This window comes from Streptomyces sp. NPDC058864 (genome assembly GCF_042742985.1).
Taxonomy (GTDB): domain Bacteria; phylum Actinomycetota; class Actinomycetes; order Streptomycetales; family Streptomycetaceae; genus Actinacidiphila.
The window spans coordinates 1-26,315 of the sequence record NZ_JBHYMQ010000034.1 but is presented as its reverse complement, the minus strand read 5'-3'; the positions used below and the strand labels follow the sequence as shown (position 1 = coordinate 26,315).

The 26,315-nt window shown below is 74.7% G+C and carries 19 protein-coding genes and 1 other RNA gene; 9 read left to right on the top strand and 11 right to left on the bottom strand.

The features are described from left to right. The first annotated feature begins 11 nt into the window (after positions 1-11). On the top strand, positions 12-1,745 hold the full coding sequence (locus ACFW3D_RS24320) for a tyrosine-protein kinase domain-containing protein (protein ID WP_500506987.1): 1,734 nt from the start codon (positions 12-14) through the stop codon (positions 1,743-1,745). Beyond that, positions 1,742-3,001, top strand: a complete 1,260-nt coding sequence (locus ACFW3D_RS24315; RefSeq protein ID WP_500506985.1) for an MATE family efflux transporter — start codon at positions 1,742-1,744, stop codon at positions 2,999-3,001. Before ACFW3D_RS24320 ends, ACFW3D_RS24315 begins: the two co-directional genes overlap by 4 nt. A gap of 384 nt (positions 3,002-3,385) precedes the next feature. Here the strand turns inward: ACFW3D_RS24315 and metG are convergent, their stop codons facing one another. From metG to ACFW3D_RS24285, 6 genes are all read right to left on the bottom strand, one after another. Beyond that, positions 3,386-4,951, bottom strand: a complete 1,566-nt coding sequence (gene metG / locus ACFW3D_RS24310) for a methionine--tRNA ligase (protein WP_500506983.1) — start codon at positions 4,949-4,951, stop codon at positions 3,386-3,388. A gap of 142 nt (positions 4,952-5,093) precedes the next feature. Next, complete coding sequence (locus tag ACFW3D_RS24305; RefSeq protein ID WP_500506981.1) at positions 5,094-5,864, bottom strand: CDP-alcohol phosphatidyltransferase family protein; 771 nt, start codon at positions 5,862-5,864, stop codon at positions 5,094-5,096. A gap of 56 nt (positions 5,865-5,920) precedes the next feature. Continuing rightward, entirely contained in the window at positions 5,921-8,068 is a 2,148-nt protein-coding gene (locus ACFW3D_RS24300; RefSeq protein ID WP_500506978.1) for a SpoIIE family protein phosphatase, read from the bottom strand. A gap of 231 nt (positions 8,069-8,299) precedes the next feature. Further along, positions 8,300-9,388, bottom strand: a complete 1,089-nt coding sequence (locus tag ACFW3D_RS24295) for a serine hydrolase domain-containing protein (RefSeq protein WP_500506976.1) — start codon at positions 9,386-9,388, stop codon at positions 8,300-8,302. Next, on the bottom strand, positions 9,354-9,551 hold the full coding sequence (locus ACFW3D_RS24290; RefSeq protein WP_018556880.1) for a hypothetical protein: 198 nt from the start codon (positions 9,549-9,551) through the stop codon (positions 9,354-9,356). The genes ACFW3D_RS24295 and ACFW3D_RS24290 overlap by 35 nt, the downstream gene beginning before the upstream one ends. Positions 9,552-9,589: 38 nt before the next feature. After that, positions 9,590-10,882: a multidrug effflux MFS transporter gene (locus ACFW3D_RS24285; RefSeq protein ID WP_500506974.1), complete on the bottom strand. Its 1,293-nt coding sequence runs from the start codon at positions 10,880-10,882 to the stop codon at positions 9,590-9,592. Between the two features lie 81 nt (positions 10,883-10,963). Between ACFW3D_RS24285 and ACFW3D_RS24280 the strand changes: the two genes are divergently transcribed. Beyond that, the gene (locus tag ACFW3D_RS24280) at positions 10,964-11,974 is read left to right on the top strand and encodes a Gfo/Idh/MocA family protein (protein ID WP_500506972.1); all 1,011 of its coding nucleotides are present in this window, start codon (positions 10,964-10,966) and stop codon (positions 11,972-11,974) included. A gap of 6 nt (positions 11,975-11,980) precedes the next feature. Here the strand turns inward: ACFW3D_RS24280 and ACFW3D_RS24275 are convergent, their stop codons facing one another. After that, a complete protein-coding gene (locus ACFW3D_RS24275; RefSeq protein WP_500506970.1) occupies positions 11,981-13,627 on the bottom strand; it encodes an alkaline phosphatase D family protein in 1,647 nt (548 codons plus the stop codon). A gap of 1,028 nt (positions 13,628-14,655) precedes the next feature. Beyond that, on the bottom strand, positions 14,656-14,970 hold the full coding sequence (locus ACFW3D_RS24270; protein ID WP_500506968.1) for a 4a-hydroxytetrahydrobiopterin dehydratase: 315 nt from the start codon (positions 14,968-14,970) through the stop codon (positions 14,656-14,658). A gap of 34 nt (positions 14,971-15,004) precedes the next feature. Here ACFW3D_RS24270 and ACFW3D_RS24265 point away from each other — a divergent pair, with 34 nt between their 5' ends. From ACFW3D_RS24265 to ACFW3D_RS24250, 4 genes are all read left to right on the top strand, one after another. Further along, a complete protein-coding gene (locus tag ACFW3D_RS24265; RefSeq protein ID WP_500506966.1) occupies positions 15,005-15,781 on the top strand; it encodes an SDR family oxidoreductase in 777 nt (258 codons plus the stop codon). 171 nt (positions 15,782-15,952) lie between these two features. Then, positions 15,953-16,603, top strand: coding sequence for a hypothetical protein (locus ACFW3D_RS24260; protein WP_500506964.1), 651 nt, complete (start codon positions 15,953-15,955; stop codon positions 16,601-16,603). Beyond that, a complete protein-coding gene (locus ACFW3D_RS24255; RefSeq protein WP_500506962.1) occupies positions 16,600-18,717 on the top strand; it encodes a bifunctional polysaccharide deacetylase/glycosyltransferase family 2 protein in 2,118 nt (705 codons plus the stop codon). The genes ACFW3D_RS24260 and ACFW3D_RS24255 overlap by 4 nt, the downstream gene beginning before the upstream one ends. 29 nt (positions 18,718-18,746) lie before the next feature. Further along, a complete protein-coding gene (locus tag ACFW3D_RS24250; RefSeq protein ID WP_500506960.1) occupies positions 18,747-19,943 on the top strand; it encodes an acyltransferase family protein in 1,197 nt (398 codons plus the stop codon). 672 nt (positions 19,944-20,615) lie between these two features. Here the strand turns inward: ACFW3D_RS24250 and ACFW3D_RS24245 are convergent. After that, the gene (locus tag ACFW3D_RS24245) at positions 20,616-21,065 is read right to left on the bottom strand and encodes a hypothetical protein (protein WP_500506958.1); all 450 of its coding nucleotides are present in this window, start codon (positions 21,063-21,065) and stop codon (positions 20,616-20,618) included. Between the two features lie 205 nt (positions 21,066-21,270). Between ACFW3D_RS24245 and ACFW3D_RS24240 the strand changes: the two genes are divergently transcribed. Next, on the top strand, positions 21,271-23,088 hold the full coding sequence (locus ACFW3D_RS24240; protein ID WP_500506956.1) for a helix-turn-helix domain-containing protein: 1,818 nt from the start codon (positions 21,271-21,273) through the stop codon (positions 23,086-23,088). 2 nt (positions 23,089-23,090) lie between these two features. Here ACFW3D_RS24240 and rnpB read toward each other — a convergent pair. Both rnpB and ACFW3D_RS24230 read right to left on the bottom strand, forming a co-directional pair. Beyond that, positions 23,091-23,492, bottom strand: an RNA gene (gene rnpB / locus ACFW3D_RS24235) — RNase P RNA component class A. Between the two features lie 29 nt (positions 23,493-23,521). After that, a complete protein-coding gene (locus ACFW3D_RS24230) occupies positions 23,522-24,967 on the bottom strand; it encodes an RNB domain-containing ribonuclease (protein ID WP_500506954.1) in 1,446 nt (481 codons plus the stop codon). 65 nt (positions 24,968-25,032) lie between these two features. On the opposite strand from ACFW3D_RS24230, the gene yaaA reads away from it, so the two are divergent. Then, positions 25,033-25,815 carry a peroxide stress protein YaaA gene (gene yaaA, locus ACFW3D_RS24225; protein ID WP_500506952.1) on the top strand — a complete coding sequence of 261 codons (783 nt, stop codon included), beginning with the start codon at positions 25,033-25,035 and terminating at the stop codon, positions 25,813-25,815. The last annotated feature ends 500 nt before the right edge of the window (positions 25,816-26,315 follow it).

Below are 26,315 nucleotides of genomic sequence, written 5' to 3'. Positions count from 1 at the left end.
ACGCATCGCAGATGTCCGAGGCCCACGACGAACCGGACCTCCTGCGCGACCAGTTCCGTCAGCTCGTCCGCTACCGCGCGCTGCTGGTGGCCGGTGTGCTGATCGGGCTGCTCGGCGGCGGATACCTGGCCGTCTCGGGCAAGGACACCTATGTGGCGACCAGCGAGGTCGTGCTGCGGGCGGCCACCGTCGACGAGTTCGCGGCCGGCGGTACGGCGCCCGACAAGGCGATCAACATCGGCACGGAGCGGCAGACGGCGATGAGCAACGAGATCGCCAAGCGCGCCGCCAAGAAGCTGCACCTGCCGGAACGTTCCGTTTCCTCGCTCCAGTCCGACCTCCAGGTCACCAACCCGCCCAACACGCTGGTGCTGCGCTTCGCGTACACCTACACCGACCCGGACCAGGCGGCCCGCCGCGCCAACGCGTTCGCCCAGGCGTTCATGGACGCGCGCCAGGAGGCCACCGAGAACACCATCAAGAACACCGTCCACAACCTGCGCAAGCAGCTCGACCCGGTGGTCAAGCAGCGCCAGGAACTCGACGACCAGATCGCCAGGCTGGGCGAGGGACCCACCCTCGACGCGGCCACCACGGTGCAGGCCACCCTCGTCGGCCGCATCTCCGAACTCAGCACCAAGATCACCAGCCTGCAGACCCTCGACACCACGCCCGGCAAGTGGATCCGGGTCGCCTCCCCGCCGGCGGCGGCCTCCGGGCCCGGGCTGCCCATGATGCTCGGCCTCGGCGCGCTCGTCGGCATCGCCGTCGGCCTGCTGGCCGCCTGGGTACGGCTGGTCTTCGACCCGACCGCGCGCTCCGAGGGCGACGTCGTGCGGGCACTGCGCGCGCCCGTGCTGGGCACCCTGCCGCGCGGCAAGGGCGGGCCGCTGCTCGCCGTCGACAACGCCGACCCCCGGCTGGCCGAGGAGTTCCGCTCGGTCGCCTTCCGGCTCGCCTACGACCAGCGGTTCGCCGAGCACCGCCGACTGCTCGTGGTCGCCCCGCGCGGCACCGGCGAGACGGCCGCCTCGGTGGCCGTCAACCTGTCCGCGTCCTTCGCCGAGATGGGCATGGAGGTGCTGCTGGTCGAGGCCGACCTGCGCACCCCCGGGCTGTCGGCGCGGCTGCGCGCGGCCGACGGCTCCCGGCCCGGCTGGGCCCGCGCCCCGCACCTGAGCGAAGGCGGCTGGCCGGCCGGTCTGCAGGTTCCCATCGACGCGGGCGAGTCGGGCTCCTTCGACCTCGTACCGGGGCGCCGGGTGCGCAACGTGGCGCGTGCGCTCACCTCGTCCGCGGCGAGCCGGCTGTTCGCGGAGGCGGACGCCCCGGGCGCCGCGGTGATCGTGCTGGCCCCGGCAGTCCTCACGTACGCCGACGCGCTGGCGCTGGCCGACCGCATCGACGGGGTCCTGGTCGTCGCCGACCCGCACGCGGTGCACCGCGCCGACCTCGACCGGGTGCGCCAGCTGATCAGCGGCGCGGGCAGCACCGTGCTGGGCGCCGTCCTGCACACCTCGCCCGGCCGCGGCTGGTGGGCCCGGCGGTCCCGGAGGGCGGCGCGCAAGCGGAACGCCGCCGCGGCGCGCTCCGAGGCCGCGGTCCCGGCCGCCGGGGCCGCGGCCTCCGCGGAGGGCGGCGTCACGGTCCCGGCCGCCTCCACGGCCAGGGCGTCCCTCCCCTCCGGCGACGACACCCCGGCGCCGACCACCGACACCATCCCGCTGCGCACGGTGACCCGGTGACGGTGCGCCCGGCGCCGGGCGCGAAAACCGCGATCGTCTGCTCCGTGCTCGACCAGGGCGTGGCGGCGCTCACGAACATCCTGGTGCTCGTGGTCGCCGCCCGGCTGTCCAGCGCCGCGGGGTTCTCGGTCTTCTCGATGGTCTACACCGTCTTCTCCGTGCTGCTGGGCGTCAGCGTGTCGTACGTCGGCCAGGCCCTGGTGCTGGAGCGGGGCGAGGCGGCCTCGGTGGCCGCCGCCTGCCGCTCCGCGGCGTCCTTCGTGGCCGTGGCGTCCACGGTGGCCGGGGGAGCCATGGCGGCGGTGCTCGCCTTCGTCCCCGGCGAGACGGCATGGGCGCTGGCCGTGCTGGGCATGGTGCTGCCGCTGGTCCTCACCCAGGACGGGCTGCGCTACTGCTTCTCGACCCTGCGGCTGCCCCATCTCGCCCTCGTCAGCGACGTGCTGCGACTGGCCGTCGCGCTCCCGGCGCTCGCCCTGCAGCCGCACGGCACGGGCCCGGCCCGGCTGGTCGCGGTGTGGGGCCTGTCGGCGGTGCCCGCGCTGCTCGCCGGCGCCGCACTGCTGGCCCCCAGGCTGCGCGGCACCAGGGCCGACCTGCGGCGCTTCGTGCGCCGCGGCCACCTCGGGCGGCGCTTCGTCGTCGAGTACGGCGTGGGCAACGCCTCCAGCCAGCTCGCGGTGGTCGGCCTCGGTCTGTTCGCCAGTCAGCTGGCGGTGGGCGCGCTGCGCGGTACGACCACGCTCTTCGGCCCGATGAACGTGCTCTTCAACTCCGCCACCGCGTTCGGGCCCCCGCTGCTCAACCGGGTGCCGGGGATGCGCGGTCAGGTCCGGGCCACCGCCGTTCTCGCCGCCGTCCTCGCGGGCGTCGCCGCCGGCTGGACGGCCGTGCTCGTGGCGCTGCCGGACCGCGCCGGCCGCGAACTGCTCGGCGAGACCTGGTCGGCGGCGTCCCGCCTGCTGCCCGCCACGGGCACCCAGTACGCCGCCATCGCCGCCGGCACCAGCGCGCTGCTCACGCTCCGCGTCCTGCGGCCGAAGGCCACCCTGCCCATCCAGGTGGTGTTCTCCCTCGCATCGGTCGCCTTCATGATCGGCGGCTACGCCCTCGGCGGCGTCCTGGGCGCCGCCTGGGGCCTCGCCCTCGGCTCGGCCCTCAAGGCGCTGGTCCTCTGGGCCCGCATCGCCGTCGTCCGCCGCGAGGCCGCCCCGGCGGACGACCCCGAAAGCCGCGCCGAACCCGCCCCCGCGTAGCGCCGGGCGGGGGCGTAGAGCCCCGGTTCGCGTACCGTCCGGTGCCGGTGGTCGGGCGGTTGCGCGGTTGCCGGCTTGCCTGCGCGCCGGTGGGGCTGGGGCCGGTGGGTGGGGGTGGGTTTCGTCTGGCTCCCTTCGGTCGCACGGCGGCGGGCTGCGGATGGGAGGGTGGTGCGGACTCCCGATGTCCGGGCTGCGGGTGCGTGCGTGGCGCCTGAACCCCTGCCACGCACCCGCCCGCACACCGCAGCGAAGCGCCGAGCCGCCGCCCTCCCATCCGCAGCCCGCCATCGGTGCGACCAAAGGGAGCCAGACGAAGCGACAGCCAGACCACCCACCCCCGCCATAACCCCCACAACCCCGGGCGGCCACGCCCCCTCACACCTACCCGCTGCCCAGGCCCGCTCGGGCGCCGGAGTGCGGGAACAGCGGGGCCGGGGGCGGGAGGCGTCCGTCGTCGCCGGCCGCGCAGCGGTGCGCGATCAGGGCGGCGGCGCCGGGGAGGAACGGCCCGAGTTCCCCGGCGAGGGTGCGGCAGGCGAGCACGAGGGCGGCCAGGACCGCGTCGAGGCGGTGTCCGGCGGAGGCGCTGCGGTGGCGGCGCTCGGCGCGGGCCAGTTCCCAGGGCCGGGTCTCGTCGATGCAGCGGTTGGCCTCGTCGACGATCCGCCACACGGCGGCCGTGGCACGCCGGAAGTCCATGTCGTGCAGCGCCGCCGCGACGGCGTCCGGCGTCTCCTGACACGCCGCCAGCACGGCCTCCGTACCGGGCTCGCCCGCCCCGCCCCCCGCGGGGACCACGCCGTCACGGAACCGGTGGACCATGGTCACCACCCGGTGCACCAGGTTGCCGAGCCCCCCGGCCAGGTCCGCGTCGGCCCGGGCGACCAGCCGTTCGCGCGTGAAGTCGGCGTCGCCGACCCTCGGCACCTCGCGCAGCAGCCACCAGCGCACGGCGTCCGTGCCGTGCTCGGCGGCCAGTTCCTCCGGGTCGACGGTCGCGCCCGCCGACTTGCTGATCTTGCGCCCCTCCACCGTCAGGTAGTCGTGGACGAGGATGTCCGTCGGCAGCGGCAGCCCGGCCGACAGCAGCATCGCGGGCCAGTAGACGGCGTGGAAGCGCAGCACCCCCTTGCCCACCAGGTGCACGCGCCGTCCGTCGCCCGCCCACCACCGGTCGTACGCGGCACCGCGCTCCCCGTCGGGGCCGCCGTAGCCGAGGCTGGTGACGTAGTTGCCGAGCGCGTCCCACCAGACGTAGATCACCTGCCCGGGATCTCCGGGCACCGGGATGCCCCAGCCGCGGGCGCGGGTCTGGGAGCGGGAGACGGAGAAGTCGCGCAGCCCGCGCGTGAGCAGGGCGAGCACCTCGTTGCGGCGCGCGGCCGGTTCGATGCGCAGCCGCCCGTCCTCGATCAGCGCGCGCAGCGCGTCGGTGTGGCGGGACAGCCGGAAGAACCAGTTCTCCTCCGCGACCGTCTGCGGCTCGGTGCCGTGCTCGGCGCAGCGGCCGCCGACCAGGTCGTCCGGGGTGTAGAACTGCTCGCAGCCCACGCAGTACAGGCCTTCGTAGTGCTCTCGGTAGAGGTCGCCCGCCTCGGCGCAGCGGCGCCACAGGCGCTCCACGCCGGCGCGGTGGCGGGGGTCGCGGCTGGTGCGGATGAAGTCGTCCAGGGAGAGCGCGAGCGGGGCGTCCAGTGCGGCGAACGCGGCCGCGTTGCGGTCCACGAGGTCCTGGACGGGGATGCCCTCGGCCTCGGCGGCCAGCACGTTCTTCAGCGAGTTGTCATCCGTGCCGCTGAGGAAGCGCACCGGTTCGCCGCGTCTGCGGTGGTGCCGGGCGAGTACGTCCGCCTGCACCAGTTCGAGCGCGAAGCCCAGGTGGGGGCGGGCGTTGACGTACGGGATCGTCGTGGTGACGTAGAAACGGGACGTCTGGGGCGCGGTCATCGGAACCTCCGGGAGGGACGGGGGCGGGGCTCCGAGCGCAAAAGGATCGAGGCCCCGGAAGGGGGCCTCGGAAGACGCGGACGCGTCCGGTGTCAGCGGCCCCGGGCGGGGGCCGTCATTCGCCGGTGGTGCGGGTTCGCGATCATGCCTCGATGCTAGCAGCGGGCGCGCTCAGTTCGCGGAACCATTTCGCGAGGAAGGCGACGAGGAAGAGCGCGTGCACGGCGAACAGCACGGTGTACGCGGCGAGGAAGACCCGCGGTGCCCCGAGGGTGAGGAAGACCAGGCAGAACACCCCGTAGTCGACGGGCAGCAGCGCGAAGGCGCGCAGCCGTGACGGCGCGGCGGCCGGGACCGCCTGCGCGGCCGCGGGGGGCTTCGGCTTGAGCTTGTCCGCCAGCAGGCCGCCGCTGAAGATCATCACGGCGACGAACTGGAAGCCGAGCGGCAGCAGCAGCCAGCCCTCGGAGGGCAGGTCGAAGAAGCGGTGGAAGGAGATCAGGACGGCCGCGTGGATCGCGGTGATCTTCCCGGCGTCGACCACGTGGTCCAGCCACTCCCCGGCGGGGCTGCCCCGCCCCAGCAGCCGCGCGAGCTGTCCGTCCGCGGAGTCGAAGGCGAAGCCGACGACGAGCCCCAGGTACACGGCCAGGGCCAGCGGCCACGAGGGCCGGGCCAGGGCCAGGGCCGCCACCGCGCCCAGGCTGAAGGCGGCGCTGACCAGGGTGACCTGGTTCGGCGTCAGCCCGGCCCGGTAGGCGCCGGCGGCGAGGACGCGGCCCGCCGGGCGGTTGATGTGGCGCGAGTACAGCGACACGCCCTTGGCGGACTTCTGGGCCGTGCGCAGCTCGCGCAGCGCGCCACCGATGGTCAGCGTCACGTGATCCCCCAGCAATGCGACATTCGTGCGCATCACATCATGGCAGGACGCGGGCCCGGCGTGGGGCGGGTCGGCCTCCTGAGTGGCCGTCACACCGGCGGCGGGTCCGCCCGTCCCGTCATGTGGGTGAGCAGCAGGGCGATGTCGTCGTTGCGCGGGCCGGACCGCTGGGCGTGCCCGAGGAGGCTGTCGGCCAGGGCGTCCATCGAGGCGTCCGGGCCGGCCCGGGCGACCTGCGCCGCCAGGTCGGCGGCGGACGCGTCGAGGTCGACGCCCGGGGTCTCCACCAGGCCGTCGGTGTACAGCGCGAGCACCGCGCCGGGCGGCAGCGCGATCTCCGTGGTCGGGTAGCGGGCGTCGGGGTCCACGCCCAGCAGCGGGCCGGGCGGCAGCGGCAGCACCTCGGTGGTGCCGTCCGGATGCCGCAGCACCGGCGGCGGGTGGCCGGCGGTCGCGATGCAGGCGGTGTGCCGTTCCAGGTCCAGCTGGGCGTAGAGGCAGCTGGCGAGCAGGCCGGGGTCGAGGTCGACGAGCAGCCGGTTGGAGCGGGCCAGCACTTCGCTCGGCGAGGCGCCCGCGACGGCGCGGACGGCGGTGCGGACCTCCCCCATGAGCGCGGCGGCGTTCACGTTGTGGCCCTGGACGTCGCCGATCGCCACACCGCAGGTGGTCGTGTCGAGCCGGATCACGTCGTAGAAGTCGCCGCCGATGTCGATGCCGCGGGTGGCCGGCATGTAGCGGGCGGCCACCTCCAGGCCGGGGACCTCCGGCAGGGCCCGGGGCAGCAGCCGTGCCTGGAGGCTGATGGCGAGGTTGTGCTCGGCGTCGTACAGCCGCGCCCGGTCCAGGGCCTGAGCGACCAGACCGGCGATCGAGATGAGGACGCTGCGCTCGCCCGAGGAGAAGGGGTGCGGGCGGTCGTAGGCGAGGGCCATGGAGCCGACGGGCCGGCCGGAGGTGATCAGGGGCAGGAACGCCCAGGCGGCCTTGCGGTCGCGGACGACCGTGCCGGGGTAGATCCGCAGCAGTTCGTCGACGTTGGCGAAGAAGCTCGGGACGCCGGTCCTGAGCACGCGCACGGCGGGGTTGTCGAGGTCCATCGGCATGCTGTCGACGGACTCCATGAAGTCCTCGTGGTAGCCGCGGTGCCCGATGACGCGCAGTCGTCCCTCCTCGGCCGTCAGCAGCGCCACGGCCTGCACGCCGAAGACCGACAGCATCTGCTCGACGACCAGGTCGATGACGTCCTGCGCGCCGACGGCCTCGGTGAGCGTGGCCGCCATGTGCAGCAGGTGGTAGAGGGCGATGGCCCGGTCCGGCGTGGGGCCCGCGGGGAGCTGCGCCGCGGGCGTCTCCGCGGCCTCGGGCGTGGGGGCGGGGGTGACGCGGACGCTGACGCCCGTGCCGTCCGGGTAGAGCTCGAAACTGAGCCACCGGTCCGGTGGCCGGAGTGCCGTGGCCGTGCCGGGACGCCGGCTGATCATCGCGCCGCGGAAGCGGTCCTCGAAGACCGGGTCGTCCAGCCAGGGCAGCAGCTCCCAGGGTTCGGTGCCCAGGAGGTCGGTCACCTCCGCGCCGAGAAGGGCTGCGGCGGTCTCCGTGACGAAGGTGATCCGGCCGTCCAGGTCCAGGGCGAAGGAGCCCTCCGGGAGCCGTTCGGCGAGGTCGGCCGCGGCCGACGCCTCGCTGGGGCCGTGGGTGCGGGTGCGCAGCGCGGGCAGCACCCGCGGCTCGTCGGGGGGCAGTACGGGCCTGCCGTCCTCGGCGGCCCTGCGCAGGAGGCGTCCCATGCGGTCGCAGGCCCCGCGGTGCGCCTCGCGGGCCCGCCGGCTGATCCGCCCCGGGTGCCCGCCCGGCCACACCAGGCACAGCGCGCCCCAGATGGTGGGGCCGCTGGTGATCGGGGCCGCGGCGAGCGGGAAGTCGTACGGCAGGACCAGGGCGAGCCTCGGGTACGAGCGGGCGGTGTCCTCGTGGCCGTCCAGCAGCACCAGGCGCCGTTCGCGGACGGCGTCGGCGACAGGGCTGGAGGCGCTGGGTGCCACCCGCCCCCAGATGGTGTCGATCTTGCGGGAGACGCCGACGGCCACGGCCAGCCGCAACAGGTCCTGCTCGGGGGTCATCAGGTAGATCAGGCCCATGGAGGCGCCCGTGTCGCGCACGACCTGGCTCAGCGGGGAGTCCAGCAGCGCCGGACCGGGGTCCGCGGCGACGAGACCGGCGAGCTCCGGCGCCATGCCCTCACCGCCCTCCGGCCGTCGCCGGGCGCTGTCGCGTCCTGACCTCGGGGTCCATCGCCTGCTGCGCCTCCGTTCCGCCGTGGGGGCCGGCCGGCCGACGCGGCTGCCGGGCAGGATCCCCACCCCACGTCCGCTGCCAAACTACCTGATGTACCGCATGGGGCACCTTTCGGGCGCCCGTCCCCGCCGTCCCGCCGCGTCCGGTGCGCCCCACGCGCCCCAGGGGGCTCACGCCACGCCGAGCGCCCTCGCGAACCGGGTGCCCGCCGCCGCCCGGGGCGCGCTGCCGTCGCGCCACGTACGGCACGGGTGCACGGAGTTGGCGAGCAGCACCAGGAATCCGTCGGTGGCAGGGTCGATCACCAGGCTGGTGCCGGTGAACCCGGTGTGGCCGGCCGCGCCGCGCCCCGCGAGGGCGCCCATGAACCAGGGCCGGTCCATCTCGAAACCGGGGTGGGGGCCGCCGCGGTCGAGCAGCGCGCGGCAGAACAGGGCGAGGTCCCAGGCGGTGGAGAACAGTCCGGCGTGCCCGGCGACACCGCCCATGACGTGGGCGTTCTCGTCGTGGACCGTCCCGCGGAGCGGACCGCGGTCGAGCCGGGCCCAGGGCCTGCGCTGGTCCTCGGTCGCGGCGATCCGCGGGGCCCACGAGGCGGGCGGGTTGTAGCGGGTGTCGTACATCCCGAAGGGGTCGGTGACGTCCTCCCGCACGAGGGCGTCCAGCGCCTCGCCGGTGGTCCGCTCCAGGACGTGCTGGAGGGCGACGAGGTTCAGGTCCGAGTAGATCCGCTCGGTGCCCGGCGCCACGACCGGGGCCTCCTCCCAGAGCAGCTTCGCCCGGGCGTCGGCGTCGGGGTGGTCGTAGAAGGGCAGCTCGGGACGGAGCCCCGAGGTGTGGTCCAGCAGCTGCCCCACGGTGATGCGCTGCTTGCCCGCCGCGGCGAACTCGGGCACGTAGGCCGCGACCTCCCGGCCGAGTTCCAGGCGGCCCACCGCGACGACGGCCGTGAAGAGCTTGGTCAGCGAGGCCAGGTCGAAGACGGTGTCCGGCCGCATCGCCACCCGGCGCTCCGGCGGCAGCTCCACGCCCCGGTCGGCGCCCTCGTCGTAGGAGGCGTAGCGTTCCGCCCAGCCCATCGCCTCGTGGAGGGCGACGGTGCCGCCGCGGCCCGCCAGGACCACGGCCCCCGCGCACCAGGGGTGCGCCGAGGGGGGCACGGGCTCCAGGTATGGGGTGATGTCCGTGACGAGCCGGCTCAGCTCGTCGCCGCGCAGCTCCGCCTCACGGGAGGTACCTCTCGACAGCTGCGGGGCCATGCTCCTCCAGCAACTTGCGGGCCTTCTCGATGAGGGCCGGCGTCGGCTCGCGACCGGAGGCCATGACCAGGTCCTCCGGATCGATCATGTGCTCGGACCCGGTGTGCAGGCAACTGTCTGCGGTCTTCCAGGCCCACTTGCTCTCGTCGATCGGCTCGGACATCGCTGCCTCCTGACTCGGCGCGGCAATGGCGGCACAAATCACCGTGCGTCCACAGTACGCCGCCACGGTCGGCACAGCCCGGCGAAGCAGACCCAGGCCGCCAGGACGCTGCCCAGCTGCACCACGGCCATCGGCACCGCCGTGTGCTCGCCCGCGATGCCGACCAGCGGCGAGGCGATGGCACCCACCAGGAAGGAGGTCGTGCCGAGCAGCGCGGAGGCCGAACCGGCGGCGTGCCGGGTGCGCATCAGCGCGAGGGCGTTGGTGTTCGGCAGCACCAGACTCATCGCCGCCATCAGCACGAAGAGCCCCGCGGCGACCGGCAGCAGCCCCACCGGGCCGAACCACCCCGCGGTCAGCGCCAGCAGCACGGCCGCGGCGACGGTGATCACCGCCAGCCCCACCCCGGTCACCCGGTCCATGCTGACCCGCCCGACCAGGAGCTTGCCGTTGACCTGGCCCAGCGCCACCAGGCCGACGGAGTTCAGGCCGAAGAGCAGGCTGTAGGTCTGCGGCGAGGCGCCGTAGATCTCCTGGACGACGAACGAGGAGGCCGAGACGTAGGCGAACAGCGCGGCGAAGGTGAAGCCGCCGGTGAGCATGTAACCGGTGAAGGCACGGTCCGCGAGGAGCCCGCGCATCGCCCGCAGCGTGGAGCCGAACCCGCCGCCGTGCCGGTCCGCGGGGCTCAGTGTCTCGGGCATGCAGCGCCACACCACGAGGGTCAGGAGCACGCCCACCACGGTCAGCACGACGAAGACCCCGCGCCAGTCGGTGAGCCGCAGCACCTGGCCGCCGATGAGGGGCGCGACGATCGGCGCGACCCCGGAGATCAGCATCAGGGTGGAGAAGAAGCGGGCCATCGCGACGCCGTCGTACAGGTCGCGGACGATCGCGCGGGCGATCACGATGCCGGCCGCGCCGCTGAGGCCCTGCAGCAGCCGGAAGCCGATCAGCAGTTCCGTGGTGGACGCGAAGGCGCAGACGGCGGTGGCCAGGACGTAGAGCACCATCCCCGCCAGCAGCGGGCGGCGGCGGCCCCAGCGGTCGCTCATCGGGCCGACGACCAGCTGGCCCAGGGCGAGTCCGGCCAGGCACGCGGTGAGCGTGAGCTGCACCGTGACGGCCGGGCTGCGCAGCTCCTCGGTGACCTGCGGCAACGCCGGAAGGTACATGTCCATGGAGAGCGCGGGGAGCGCGCTGAGCGCCCCGAGCAGGAACGTCACCATCAGGCTGGTGCGAGCTCCTGGGAGCTCTCCGGCGCGTCGTACCGGGGTTGACGGCCCCGGTGTGGATATCTGGTCGGGCGGGGTCGCGCCGGCTTCCGGCATGGGTCTCTCTCCGTGGTGTGTGAATCGTTCTCTATGCTCTCAGCAATCACGAGGTGGTCGAGGCCAGGTGGGGGCAGATTCATGACGGAATCGGTCGGTTCCGGTAGGAAAGTGCGCTGGGGCATCCTGGCCACCGGCGGCATCGCCGCGTCCTTCGCCGAGGACCTGCGCGAACTGAAGGACGACGCCGAGATCGTCGCGGTCGGCTCACGCCGGCTCGACTCCGCGCGCGCCTTCGCGGACCGCTTCGGCATCCCGCGCGCGTACGGCAGCTGGACCGAACTCGCCGACGACGAGGGCGTGGACGTGGTGTACGTCGCCACCCCGCACTCGGCGCACCGGGTCGCGGCCGGGCTGTGCCTGCGGGCCGGACGGTCGGTGCTCTGCGAGAAGCCCTTCACCGTCAACGCGGTCGAGGCGCGCGAGCTGGCCGACCTCGCCCGGGCCCGCGATCGCTTCCTGATGGAGGCGATGTGGACCTACTGCAACCCCGTGGTGCGGCGGCTGACCGAGCTGGTCGCGGACGGGGCCGTCGGCGAGGTCCGCAGCGTGCACGCGGACTTCGGCCTCGCCGGCCCCTTCGACCCCGGCCACCGGCTGCTCGACCCCGCGCTCGGCGGCGGCGCCCTGCTGGACCTCGGCGTCTACCCGGTCTCCTTCGCCCACCTGCTGCTCGGCGAGCCCGACGAGGTCCAGGCCTGGGCCCACCTGACCGAGGACGGCGTGGACGACAACACCGGCATGCTGCTCGGCTACGACAGCGGCGCCATGGCGGTGCTCAGCTGCTCCCTGACCGCCGGCACCGCCCAGACCGCGGTGGTCACCGGTTCCGCGGGACGGATCGAGGTTCCGGCGAGCTTCTTCCACCCGGACCGCTTCGTGCTGCACCGGGACGGCCGCGAGCCGGAGGAGTTCGGCGCCCCGGACGACGGCCTGCGCGGACTGCAGTACGAGGCGGCCGAGGTCATGCGCTGCCTGCGCGCGGGCGAGCGGGAGTCCCCGCTGGTGCCGCTGGAGGGCAGCCTCGCCGTGATGCGGACGCTCGACACGGTCCGGGACCGCATCGGCGTCCGCTACCCCGGCGAGGGCTGAGCCCCGTCAGGTCTCCCGCAGTCCGGGGTCGCCGGCCTCGGTCACGAAGGACGCGGCGGTGGTCAGGGCGGCGCCCGGAGTGGTCACGAAGTCCACGGTCTTGAAGTCGGCCCGCGCCTCCTCGGCGTCCAGCCGGACGGTCAGGTAGCCGCGCCGCCCGTCGAAGAACCGCAGGTGCGGGTTGGCGGCCATGGCCGCCGACCAGTTGGACGGGCGCGGGGACCCGTCGCGGCCGCTGGCGATCGAGCTGGTGACCAGCTCCGTGCCGACGGTGCGCGAGGTGGGGTCGTCCCAGTCCGCCTTGATGTCCATCGCGAAGTGGACGTGCACGTCGCCGGTGAGCACCAGCAGGTTCTCGACGCCGGCGGCTCCCGCGCCGGCCAGCACCCGGTCCCGGCAGGCCGGGTAGCCGTCCCAGGTGTCCATGCTGAGCGGGGACGCGGCGGCGGTGGTGTTCTTCCGGCGGGACAGCACGACCTGCTGCGGGATCACGTTCCAGGTGGCGTGCGAGCCGCGGAAGCCGTCCAGCAGCCAGCGCTCCTGGGTCGCCCCCATGATGGTGCGCGCCGGGTCCTGCGACTCCGGTCCGGGGAGGTGCCAGCGGCCCCGGTACGCCTGGTCGGTGCGGTACTGACGGGTGTCGAGGATGTCGAACTGCGCGAGCCGCCCGTAGTGGAAACGGCGGTAGAGCGTCATGTCCGGGCCCTGCGGCAGCTGCGGCGCGCGCAGCGGCTGGTTCTCCCAGTAGGCGCGGTAGGCGGCCGCGCGGCGGACCAGGAAGCCGTCGCCGGGGGTGCCGTTCTCGTCGGAGCCGCCCGCGTAGTTGTTCTCGGTCTCGTGGTCGTCCCAGGTGACGAACCAGGGGAAGGCGGCGTGCGCGGCCTGCAGATCGGGGTCGGACTTGTAGAGGGCGTACCGCAGGCGGTAGTCCTCCAGCGTGACCGTCTCCTTGCCGAACCAGGACGGCAGGGTGCGGTCGGTGTAGGCACGGGCGCCGCCGGTGGGGCCGACGGCGTACTCGTAGAGGTAGTCGCCCAGGTGGAAGACGGCGTCGACGTCCTCGTCCGCGAGGTGGCCGTACGCGGTGAAGTAGCCGTCGTGGTAGGCCTGGCAGCTCACCGCGGCCAGGCGCATCTCGTACGGGAGGGCCTCCGGCGCGGGGGCGGTGCGGGTGCGGCCCGGGGGGCTGATCCAGGGGCCCGCGCGGAAGCGGTAGTAGTACACCCGGTCCGGTGCGAGGCCCTGGGCGTCGACGTGCACGGTGTGGTTGAACTCCGGGTGCGCCGTCGCGGTGCCGCGGCGGACGACCCGCGTGAACCGGTCGTCGCGGGCGATCTCCCACTGGACGGGCACCCGGGCGTCGGGCAGCCCGTTGCCCGGCGCCGGCTCGTACGGGCGCGGGGCGAGCCGGGTCCACAGCACGACCCCCGAGGGCGTGGGGTCGCCCGACGCGACGCCCAGGGTGAACGGGTACTCGGCGAGCAACCCCGGCGCCGCCTCGTCCGCCTGGGCGGCACCGGCGACGGGCAGGTTCGTGCTGAAGGCGAGGGCCGCGGCGGCCCCCGTGACGGTCAGGAAACGGCGGCGGTCGAAGCGCGCGGCGGCGGCGCGCAGCGTGCGGTCGTGGCGGTGGTGGGCCTGCGGGTGCGTCACGTGTCCCTCCCCGGCGGTGGGTTGCGTGGCCCCGGTCCGGTGGCCAGGGGGACGATATGTTGACGCGCTCACGACATTTCGACGGCGCGCGCACCGACTCCCGGAACCGCCCGTTCGGCCCACAGCGCCCCCGTCCGGTTGTTGACGCCGCGTCACCTCCGCGACCCGGAACGGCCACCCTAACCGCCACGCCCCACCCCCGCGACGCGAAGCCCGCCGTCCGGGGAGCCCCCGCGCAGCGCGCCGGGCGGGACGCCCCGGCCAAGATCACCCTGACCGGTGACAGCGGACGCCGCAGGTCACCCCTCCGAGGGACTGGCATGACGGAGCGTCACATGTGGATGGTGCGGGCATCCGTACGGTGCGGGAAGCCCGGGAGCGCGCCGTCGCGAATACGGCGACTCAGGGGTGACGGTGCGTCACGAGCGCCGCACCGGGTCAGTTACCGGACCGGCGGCACCGAACGGGTCCAAGGCCCGGGGGAAGGTGAACGGGAGAGCCGTACGCCTTGCGCTCGTGCCGGCGAGGCCGACGAGCGCCGGGCGGAGCCACCCCACCCGCAACGGACCGGACGGCACGGGCTCCCACAGCGGACACTTCAGCCTGCCCACGACCGCAGAACACCGGCACCGCCACCGCGCTGCGGCGGCGGCAAGGGCGGGCGGGCGGGCGGCAAGAACGGGAAGCACCTCGCCGGCCACCCGCATGCGCACGCGTACCCGCTCCCGCCACGCCGACGGCTGCGGCGGGACTGCGCTGCGCGACCCCGTGGACCGGGGCGGCACCCTCGCTGCGATGGACCGGACAGCCGGATGGGGAGCCACCCGCAACGAACCGCGCGGCGCAGGCACCCCCACGGCGGACACCGGCACCCTCGCGGCACCGCCGTCGGCCGCACACCAGGCCGCCGACCCGCGAACGCGGACTCCCCGCGCCTCGCGCCGGGAGGGAGGTCCGCGGAATGCACCCGCACCGGCCCGCGGACGCAAACGCACGCGCGCCCACCCCCGGGCACACGGACGGTGCCGCTACGCGGCCCCGTGGGCCGGGGCGACGTCCTCGATGCGCCGTGCCAGGCCGAAGTCCCGTTCCGTGAGCCGGCCGCCCGCCGCGTGCGTCGTGACGGTGACGGCGACCGTCTGGTAACCCAGCGTCAGGTCGCTGTGGTGGTTCAGCTCGTCCTGGATCTGCGCGATGTGCATCACGAAGACCGCCGCCGGGATGTGCGGCAGCCGGTACGTGCGCTCCAGGCTCGCGCCGTCCTCGGAGAGGGACCAGCCGGGCAGCTCGGCGAGGCGGTCCTCGATCTCCTTGTGCGACAGGGGTTCGGCGTAGGGTGACATGGTTTCATCGTGGCACCGCATACCCTGCGGAGCCATGACTGAGATCGCGGGAAATGGAACGGGCGCGGCGCTCCGGGTCGCGGTGGTCACGGGGGCCGGGTCCGGCATCGGGCGGGCGGTGGCGCGCGAACTGGCCGCCTCGGGCTGGGCCGTGGCGCTGGCCGGCCGGCGGGAGGAGGCGCTGCGCGGCACGGCCGGGGGGCTGCCGGACGAGTCGGTGGCGGTCATCCCGACGGACGTCACCCGCCCGGAGGCGGTGGACGCGCTGTTCGCCGCCGTGGGCGCCCGCTTCGGCCGCGTCGACCTGCTGTTCAACAACGCGGGGGCGGGCGCGCCCGCCGTGTCCCTGGACGAGCTGACGTACGAGCAGTGGTGTGCCGTCGTGGACGTCAACCTCACCGGGGCTTTCCTGTGCGCGCAGGCGGCCTTCCGGGCGATGCGCGCGCAGCGGCCGCAGGGCGGGCGGATCATCAACAACGGGTCGATCTCCGCCCACACGCCGCGGCCGCTGAGCGTGCCGTACACCGCGACCAAGCACGCCGTCACCGGGCTGACGAAGTCCCTGTCGCTGGACGGCCGTCCGTACCGGATCGCCTGCGGCCAGATCGACATCGGCAACGCGGCGACGGAGATGACGGAGCGGATGGTCGCCGGGACACTGCAGGCGGACGGGCGGTTGACGACCGAGCCCCGGATGGACGTCGCCGACGTGGCGCGCACCGTCGCGCACATGGCCTCGCTGCCGCTGGAGGCGAACGTGCAGTTCGCGACGGTGATGGCGACGACGATGCCGTACATCGGCCGCGGCTGAGGACACGGCCGGGGGCCCTGCTGGGAACAGCGCCGGGACTGCCGGGGAACACCGCCCGGGCCGCGACCCGGGCCACAGCCACCCACGGCCGAATTCGACCACTTCACCCCCGGAAATGGTCAAGTCCGAAATACGTCCCATAGGACTGCTTGCGTCGCGTTACGTTGCGGCATGCTCTCCAAGCACCACCGCGACGTATGGTCAGAAACACCCGCAGACGAAGCCGGGTCCGAGGCCGGGGCCCCCGAGCCGGAGACCGAGCTGATAGCGCTGCCCGGCCCCGTGTTCGTCGATTCCAGCGGGAGACGGGCCCGCGCAGTGCGCAGGGCCGGCTGGCTGGTCGGCGCGGCATGCTCCGTCTACACGGCGGCGCTGGCACTCAGCCTCTCCGGCGCGACGCCGATCGCGCCGAAGACGCTGCTGCCGCTGCCGGGGGTGCCGAGCACAGCGCCGGACGACGGGGGCTCCTCGGGGACGGGGGAACTCGACGAACCGGCCGACCAGGCCGCACCCCCGGCCACGGCGGGCTTCGTCCGGGCGGGGGCGGCGGCCGCGCCGTCCCCGTCCGTCACGGCCCGCGCCGCCACGTCCTCCCCCAGTCCCAGCACGTCCCCGACCACGCGCCCGGCCAAGGGCGGCGGCGCCCCCGGCACGCCGCGGGCGACCGCGGGCAGCCCTGCCGCCCCCACCCCGACCGTCGGCGCGACCGCCACCGAACCGGTGCCGTCCGGCTCCCCCTCGGGGCAGCCCAGCGGTTCCGCGTCACCCGCGCCGGGTGCCTCCGACGCCCCCGTCGACCAGCAGCCGCAGGGCGGACAGTGACCGCCCTGCGCCCCCGCCTCGTCATACCCCTGCTCGCCCTCGTGGTACTGGTCTGCGTCCTGCTGCTCGGCGGCTACGTACGCGGCGACTTCGAGGCCGACCACCGGGTCCACCCGCCGGTCTCGGCGGACAAGGTGCCGGAGGCGGTGCTGGAGGGCGGACCGGTGGTCGACGCCACCGGTGACGAGCCCCTCTCGTACCGCGCCCCGGACCGCACCATCGCCCTCACCTTCGACGACGGACCCGACCCGGTCTGGACGCCGAAGGTGCTCGACGTGCTCGAGCGGCAGCACGTGCGCGCCACCTTCTTCGTGACCGGCGGCATGGCCGCGAGGCACCCGGGGCTGATCCGGCGGATGGTCGCCGAGGGCCACGAGATCGGGGTGCACACCTTCTCCCACCCCGACCTGGTGTACCAGTCGCCGGGCCGGATCGACCGGGAGCTGTCCCAGACCCAGCTGGCGCTCGCGGGGGCCGCCGGCATCCACACCTCCCTGTTCCGTCCGCCGTACTCCTCCACCGCCGACGCGCTGGACGACCTGTCCTGGCCGGTCGTCCAGCGGGTCGGCAGGCAGGGCTACGTGACCGCCTTCATCGACCGCGACGCCGAGGACTGGCGGCGGCCCGGCGTACAGGCGATCGTCGACGCCTCCGTACCGGCGAAGCAGGGCCAGGGCGCGATCGTGCTCATGCACGACGCCGGCGGCGACCGCTCGCAGACCGTGGCGGCGCTGGACCGGCTGATCCCGCTGCTCAAGGAGCGCGGCTACCGCTTCGACACGGTCGGCGGGGCGGTCGGCGCCACGTCCACCAACAACAGGGTCGGCGGCTCGGAGCTGTGGAAGGGACGGGTCTTCGTCGCCGCGGTGGAACTGTCCGAGGCCGCGGTCCCGGCGCTGGCCGTCCTCCTCGCCGGGGTGGGCCTGCTGGTGCTGGCCCGGTTCGCCGCCATGCTGGTGCTGGCGCGCCGGCACGCACGGCAGCGCCGGGCACCCGGCTTCGCCTGGGGGCCGCAGGTCACCGAACCGGTGAGCGTCATCGTGCCCGCGTACAACGAGAAGGAGTGCATCACCCAGACCGTGCACTCCCTCGCCGCGAGCGACCACCCCGTGGAGATCGTGGTCGTCGACGACGGCTCGACCGACGGCACCGCCGACATCGTGGAGGCCCTGGACCTCCCCGGCGTCACCGTCGTGCGCCAGCCCAACAGCGGAAAGCCCGCGGCCCTCAACAACGGTGTGGCGCACGCCCGCAACGACCTGATCGTGATGATGGACGGCGACACGGTCTTCGAGCCGGCCACCGTCCGCGAACTGGTGCAGCCCTTCGGCGACCCGCGGGTCGGCGCGGTCGCCGGCAACGCCAAGGTCGGCAACCGCACCCGGATGATCGGGCGCTGGCAGCACATCGAGTACGTGATGGGCTTCAACCTCGACCGCCGCATGTACGACCTGCTGCGCTGCATGCCCACCATCCCCGGCGCGTGCGGCGCCTTCCGGCGGGACGCGCTGCGCGACGTCGGCGGCATGAGCGACGAGACCCTCGCCGAGGACACGGACGTCACGATGGCGATGCACCGCGCCGGCTGGCACGTGGTGTACGCGGAGAACGCCCGCGCCTGGACCGAGGCGCCCTCCTCGGTGCGGCAGTTGTGGAAGCAGCGGTACCGCTGGAGCTACGGCACCATGCAGGCGATGTGGAAGCACCGCGGCGCCGTCCTGGACCGCGGGCACTCCGGCCGCTTCGGCCGGGTCGGGCTGCCGCTGGTCGTCCTCTTCCAGGTGCTCGCGCCGCTGCTGGCGCCGCTCATCGACGTGTTCGCGATCTACGGGCTGGTCTTCATGGACCCGTTTCGCACCGCGCTCGCGTGGGCGGGCGTGCTCGCTGTGCAGGCCGCCTGCGCGGCGTACGCCTTCCGGCTGGACGGCGAGCCGTTGCGGGACCTGTGGCCGCTGCCCCTCCAGCAGGTGCTGTACCGGCAGTTGATGTACCTGGTGCTGCTGCAGTCCTGCGTGACGGCCGTCAACGGCGGCCGGCTGGGCTGGCACAAACTGCGGCGCACCGGCGAGGTCGGCGCGCCGACCGTCGGCAGCGGCACCGCAGGCCGCGTCTGAACACCCGTACCCTCCGGAGGAGTTGTCCCATGCCCGAAGCACGCGAGGCGGGAGCCCCGGCGGCCCCTCCCCGGCCCGCGGACGGCGCCGGGACGCACATACCGGGTCCGCGCGGCTCCGCCCCCGCCGCCTCCTCCGGGAGCGGCGGCGGGGGCGGCGGCCGGGACCGCTACCTCGACCTGCTGCGCGCCCTCGCCCTGGTCCGGGTGGTCGTCTACCACACCTTCGGCTGGGCCTGGCTGACCCTGGTGTTCCCGTCCATCGGCATCATGTTCGCCCTGGCCGGATCCCTGGCGGCACACTCCCTGCAGCGGCCCGCGCTGTCCGTGGTGCGTGGCCGGCTGCGGCGGCTGCTGGTGCCCTTCTGGCTGTTCGCCGCGGCCGTGACCGTCCTGATGCTGCTGCACGGCTGGCGGCCGCACTCCTGGCACCGGATGCTGCTGTGGATCCTGCCGCTGGCGGACCCGCCCGGAACCGCCTGGGCCGAGCAGATCATCGCCCCGCTCTGGTACATCCGCACCTACCTGTGGCTCGTGCTGCTCTCCCCGTGGCTGCTCAAGGCCTTCCGCGCGGCGCCGCGGTCATGCCTGGCGGCGTGCGGCGCACTGGTCGTCCTCGCCCAGTACGACCGGCTGCCGATCGCCGAGCCGGCCCTCACGCCGGTGGTCGACCTCGTCACCTTCGCCGCCTGCTGGCTGCTCGGCTTCGCGCACCGCGACGGCCTGCTGGACGCCCTGCGGGCCCGCACGGTGCTCGCCGCCGCGGCGCTCTGCCTCCTCGCCGGCGGCTGGTTCGCGTACACCCACCCCACCGACGAGGGCATCGACCTCGGGGAGATCCCGCTGGCCCAGGCGCTGTGGTCGGCCGGCTTCGTCCTCCTGCTGCTGCGCTTCCGGCCGCGCCGGATGCGCCGGGTGCCCTTCGCGGACGGAGCGGTGGGACTCCTCAACGCCCGCGCCGTCACCGTCTACCTGTGGCACGAGGTCGCGCTCTTCGCCAGCGTCCCGCTGATCGACCTGATGTGGGACGTGCCCTTCTTCGAGGACCATCTCCCGCTCGACGCCACCTGGTTCCAGTTCATCGTCGTCTGGCCGCTCATCGGCGCGGCCGTCGTACTGGTCGGCTGGACCGAGGACCTCGCCTCACGGCGCCGCCCGCGCCTGTGGCCGGCGGGCGGCAGGAAACGCGGCCGGCGCGCCCGCGGCCGCGCCGCGCGGGCACGCTGAACACCGGGACGCAGGACCGCCCGTCGTCACGACGGGGTCCGGACCCCTCACCACCGTGATCGGGACCCGGGGCGGGCGCCGGCAGCAGGACCGTTCCCGCCGCCCCGCCCAGCCGCCAGGGAGCCACCATGGCGACCGGCCGGCCGGCCGAGCATGAGCGTGGCCGGAAGTCGGTGCCCGCCACCGTGACGCCGACGGTCGCGGCGCGCCGGACCCGCCGCCTCCGTCCCGCTCCTGGCGGAGTCGACCGGAAGGCCGCCAGAAGAGTCACGGCCCCGGAACGGCGAGGGGAACGGGCATCCGGGGAACCCCTCGGGCCGCACGTGCCCCCGCCCCATCGAGCAGACCTCTGACCGGGACCACGGCCCCACGAGGGCGAACACCCAGGCCACGAAGCGGGCGGAGCCGACGCCCGTCCGCGACGTCCCGGTCCCCCCGAAGGGCACCGACCGCGCGGACAGCGTGTGGAAGCGGCGCGCGCCGCGCCCCGGAAGTCCGTGACGACGACCCAGCCGGAAGCCGTCGCCCACAGCCCCCATGCCACCGAGAACAGCCCTCCGGCCCCACCGCCGCCTTCCCGTGGTGCCGGCGGCGCGGTACCGGCCCGGACCGGTGCGAGGCCGTCCCCTGTGCGGTCTCCCACCGGCCCGGGGCCGCCACCGCCCCCCTGCGCTATCCGCGGTCGACGTCGAGTCGTACGCGGTGGCTGTCCCCTGTCACCGGGTCGAAGGCCTCCACCTCGATACCGGAGCGGCCGAAGGAGAACAGCAGCCGGATCGCCCGCTCGTGCAGCGGACGTCCCAGGGTGTCGCCAATGTCCACGGTGACGCGGCCGACCTCCTCGCAGCCGGCCTCGTCGACGTAGCGCGGCGCCGACTCGGCGGTGCGGTGGATACGCAGCTCGATCTCGGTCTGGTCCTCCCAGGTGGGAAGGATGGTGAAGGAGAACTCGTCCTCCACCGGCCCGCTGTCCGGGCGCCCTACGGCGACGGCGAAACGGCCGCCGCACAGGACGTCGCCGTCGTCGTCGCGGAACCTGCGCTCCGGCGGGTCCACACCCTCCTCGAACGCCATCGAGGTCTCGAAGCCGTAGGCGTACCTGGCCTGGCGGAACAGGAACACCCTCGTCCCGTGAGCGAATCGGCCCGCCCCCGGCGCGGTGAAGCCTCCCATCGCCCGCCGCCCTCCCTCCGGCCATGGGGCTCCCGGACCGCCCCGCACATCCCAGGCTGGCCCAATTCCGCAGTTGTCCGCAGTGTCCGGGTGTTGCCAGGGCATATTTGGCAACAGCGGCCGGGCACCGGGCGATGGAAGACGGAGGCGGCCCTTGGAGGAGCAACAGAACGGATTCGGGGCGGAGTTGCGCCGGAGGCGGCAGGCGGCGGGCAAGTCGCTGAGCGAACTGGCGGAGCGCGTGCCGTGCAGTCGCAGTTTCCTGAGCCGGGTCGAGAACGGCCTGCGCCGGCCGACGTACGAACTCGCCGAGAAGTGCGACGCCGTCCTCGACGCCGGAGGCGCACTGCTCGGCCTCGCCCCGGAACCGCGGCCGCCCCGCGAGCCCCGCGGCGGCGCGCGACCGCAGGGGGTCCGCGGGCCGGCCCGTACCGCCTCCAAACTGGTGGAGCGGACCGGGGCCGGCGTTCCCGCCACGGCTTCCGGGTACGGGGAGGAGTTCGACCGGCTCGTCCGTCGCGGGGATCTGCGGCACGCAGCGGGCCGGATGCGCGAGGCGGACCGCTGCTACCGGGAGGCGCACCGGCTGGCCGAGGGACAGCCGCGCGCCCAGGCCCTGGCCGTGGTGCGGATCTGCCGACGCTGGTCGGACCCGGGCCAGGTCGACCGGGAGCTGCTGCACCTGATCGGCGACAGTTTGGCCGCCCTGCGCGACGACCCGGCTCCCGAGGCCGGGGCGCTGCGCCTGCAGCTCAACGCCCACCGGGCGAAGAAGCTGTCCATGGCGGTCAGTGCGGACACCGCCGTGGCACGGGCGGGCCCGGACAGCGGCGCGGCCCTGGCCCGGCACACGCTGCGCGGCCTGGAGGACGCGGACACCACCGGCGCCACCGGCGCCACCGGCGTCGGCGAGGAGGTGCGCTGCGAGGTGCTGACCGAGTGCCGCTGGGGCCTGTACGACTTCGCGCCCGCCGCCGCCTCCCTGGCGCTGTCGGAACGGCTGCGCGACGCCGCCGTAGGCCTCGGCTCCGCGCACTTCCGGGGCGAGGCGCTCATGGCCCTGGCCGTGGACCAGCTGCGCATGGGCCGGGTGTACCCGGCACTGTCCACCGCCCAGGAGCACCGCAGGCACGCCGCCGCGAGCCGCAGCGAACTGGCCCGCTGGCAGCAGCGCACCCTCGACACCACGCTCGACCTGTGGCACGGCCGGTTCGCGGCCGCGGCCGACTGGATCCTGCGGGAGTCCGCCGAGTACGCCGACCGGCTCGCCGCCGACCTCGACGTGCCGGCCGGCAACTTCCGGCAGACCCGGATGGGCCAGGCGTACTGGCTGCTGCGCGAGCAGGGCCGGATGCGGGAGCTGTTCGCCGGCGGCCTCGCCGACGACGTCCAGGAGCACGGCTACTTCCCGGTCTGGCGGGCGGGGCTCGTCCTCGCGCTGTGCGAGACCGGCGCCCTGCACCAGGCCGCCGACCTGCTGCAGGCCTTCGCCGACGACACCGACGGCTTCCGCGCCCTGCCGCCGCACGGCTGGGCGGTGCCCACGTTCGCCCTGCTCGCCGAGGCCTGCGCCGCGATCGGCGACCACGCCGAGCTGCGGCCCCTGGTGGCCCGGCTGCGCGAACGGCTGGCCCCGCACAACGGGACCGGCATCGCCCTCGCCGGCTGGCCCACGGTGCTGGTCGCCCCCACGGCCCAGGCGTGCGGCGTGCTCGCCCTGGCCGCCGGGGAACCGGACGCCGCCCTCGCGCACTTCCGTCTGGCGGCCGGCCCGGCCCGTACCTCAGCCCCGCAGCTCGCCCGCCTCCGCCTCTGGCAGGCCCGCGCCCTGCGCGCCTCCGGCCGCCCGGACGCCGCCGCGGAGGCCCCCCGCCTGCTGCGCCCGGCCCGCGCGGTCGCGGAGGAGTACGGGATGGCACGGCTGGCCGAGGAGTGCGCAGCGCTGCTGGCGGAGGCCGGCGGGGTGGGGTGAGGCAGACGAGTCGAGCTGTACGCCGGGTTCTGTCCCCGGTCGGCCTCGCGGCCGGCCGGGCGACGGCCATCCATCTAGGGCCGGCGTTGCCGCCGGCCTCGTGCGGTCTACCCGCGGACTCGGGCGGGCAGCCCTCGATCGTCCGCGCAGGGCCGTCTCTCGACGGCCCCTCTTGACCTTGCTCCGGGTGGGGTTTACCTAGCTGCCCAGGTCACCCTGGGCACTGGTGGTCTCTTACACCACCGTTTCACCCTTACCGGGAGCCTCGCGGCCCCCGGCGGTCTGTTTTCTGTGGCACTGTCCCGCGGGTCACCCCGGGTGGGCGTTACCCACCACCCTGCCCTGTGGAGCCCGGACGTTCCTCGGCAGGACCAGGGTCCTGACGCGGCCGCCCGCTCGGCTCGTCTGCCGTGGCGACCATGCTACCGGGCGATCACGCCGGGGTGAAAAGCACCGTGTGGCGGCCGGGGTCGGCCTGGGTGAGGCGGACGGGCAGCGGCTCGCCGAGCGGGAGGGGGGCGGTGCCGCCGCGGACGCGGGCGACGACGGCCGGGTCGCGGAGGTGGACGGTGCCGGCGGTCGGGTCGGAGTCCTTGACGTCGATGACGAAGGCGTCGAAGACCTCGCCGACGCGGTCCTTGAGCAGGGCGGCCTCGACGAGGTCCAGGGAGGCGCTCTCGATGGTGCCCGCGAAGTGCGAGCCGCCGCGCATGTCCCGCGGCAGGTCGCGGAACGCCACCCCGACCCACTCCGGCGGCTCCTGGCCGGCGACCGCCGCGAGGCAGAACTCGGCGGCGTAGCGGTCGACCAGGCGCCGCAGGGGCGCGGTGCAGTGCGTGTACGCCTCGGCGACGGCGGCGTGCACGGCCGGCTCGGCGGGATGACCGGGCCAGAAGGGCGTGTAATCAGCGCCGCGGAACAGACTGGTGGCCTCGTGCAGGAAGGCCGCGTGGGTGGTGCGCTCCGGGTCCAGGGTGCGGACGAGCTCGGCGTACGAGGTCATGTGCGGCCAGTCGATGCGCAGCGCCGCGGCGACCCGGCGCAGCCTGGCCACCTCCCCGTGCGGGGCCAGCGGCAGCGTACGCAGGATGCCGGTGCCGGAGCGCAGCATGACGCCGGCCGCGACCATGCCCGTGAGCAGGGAGATCTGTGCGTTCCAGGCGTCGGCGGGGAGCGGCGCCCGGTACCGCAGCGCGTAGCCGCCGTCGAGCTCCACGACCTCCTGCTCCGGCACGTTGAGGGAGATGCCGCCCCGGGCCCGCTCCTGCTCCTCGCGCAGCCGGCCGACGTTGCGCAGCAGCGCCACGGGCTCCTCGGCGGTACCGGCGTCGATCGCGTGCTGCACGCCCGCGTAGTCGAGCCGGGCGCGGCTGCGGACGAGCGCGCGGCGCACGTCGACGTCGGTCACCGTGCCGTCGGCGTCGAGGTCGATCCGCCACAGCACGGCGGGCCGGTCCTGCCCGGCCAGCAGGCTGGCCGACCCCTCACCGAGCACGGGCGGGTGCAGCGGCACCCGGACGTCGGGGAAGTACAGGGTCTGCACCCGCCGGTGCGCCTCGGCGTCCAGCGCCCCGCCGGGCGCGACGAAGGCGGCGGCGTCCGCGATCGCGTACGACACCCGGTAGCCGCGGCCGCCCTCCCGCGCGGCGATGTGCATCGCCTGGTCCAGGTCGAGGGACCCGGGCGGGTCGACGGTAAAGAACGGCACATCGGTGGCGTCGTACGCGGGCAACCGGGGGTCCCGCGCGGCCTCCTCGGCCTCCGCGAGCACGCCCGCCGGGAAGTCCCGCCGTACGTGCAGGTCGGCGCGGAGCGCGTCGAGCGCGGACCTCAGCTGGACTCCGTCGGCGGTGGTGACGCGCAGGGGACGACGAGGCATGGAGCGAGCCTAAGTCGCACGGTCGTAGGCTGCACTGCACCGGGGAAACGTGAAGGAGAACAACTGTGCTCGTCCTGCTACCGCCGTCCGAGGGCAAGGCCACCGACGGCACCGGCCCCGCCGTCGACCTGGGCTCCCTCTCGCTGCCCGGGCTCACCACGGCCCGCGCGACGGTGCTGGACGAGCTGGTCGGGCTCTGCGCGGGCGGCGACGAGGACAAGGCGGCCGAAGTGCTCGGGCTCAGCCCCGGACTGCGCGGCGAGATCGCCCGCAACGCGGGGCTGCGCGACGCGCGCACCCGGCCGGCCGGGGAGATCTACACCGGCGTGCTCTACGACGCGCTCGGCCTGGACACCCTGGGCGCCGCCGCCCGGCGCCGCGCCGCCCGGTCGTTGCTCGTCTTCTCTGGGCTGTGGGGCGCGGTCGGCATCCGGGACGCGATCCCCGCGTACCGCTGCTCGATGGGTGTGAAGCTGCCCGCGCTCGGGTCGCTCGCCACGTACTGGCGCACGCACCTCGCCGAGGCCCTCCCGGACGCGGCCGAGGCCGCGGGCGGCGGCCTGCTGCTCGACCTGCGGTCGTCGGCGTACGGGGCGGCGTGGAAGCCGGCACCGCGCAGTGCGCTGGCGGGACGGACGGCGACGGTGCGGGTGGTGCAGGCGGAGACGCGGAAGGTCGTCAGCCACTTCAACAAGGCGACGAAGGGGCGGATCGTGCGGGCCCTCCTGGAGGCCGGGGCGCGCCCCAAGAACCCCGACGCGCTGGTCGCGGCCCTGCGTGACCTCGGCTTCACGGTGGAGGTGGCGGGGCCCGGACGCCTTGACGTGCTCGTCACGGACGTCCACTAGGCGCTGTGCGACCGGGCCGGTTGTTGGTGTGCGGGTCGTTTGCGCCTGCGGCGGGCGGTTTCCCGCCGCCCTCCCGTGGCCCCGGTCGGTCAGTGCGGGTCTCGCACCCGTGTGCCTGGGTCGGTGGCGCGCCGGCGCACGTCCTCAGCGCTCGCGGATTCGCCGGGCCATTCCGTCCCGGGTCCGCCGCTCGTCGCTTCCGGGCGCACCCCGCCACACCCCCTCCCGTTGAGTGGGCGCATGACGGCCGGTGGGGGGTGAGGAGGCGGTCCGGGGTGACCCCGGACCGATTCATCCCCCACCCTGCGGCCGTCTCCCGCCCGCCTGCCCTCCCCCGCCCTTGGGCCGGGTCGGCCAGTGCGGGTGAGGAGGCAATCCCGGGGTCACCCCGGACTCCTCCATCGCCCCCCCACCGGGCGTTGGTCGCTCGCGATACGGAGGGGGTGGGGTCGGAGGGGTGGGCGTTCTGGACGCTGACGTGTATTTGTTGTGCGGCAGAG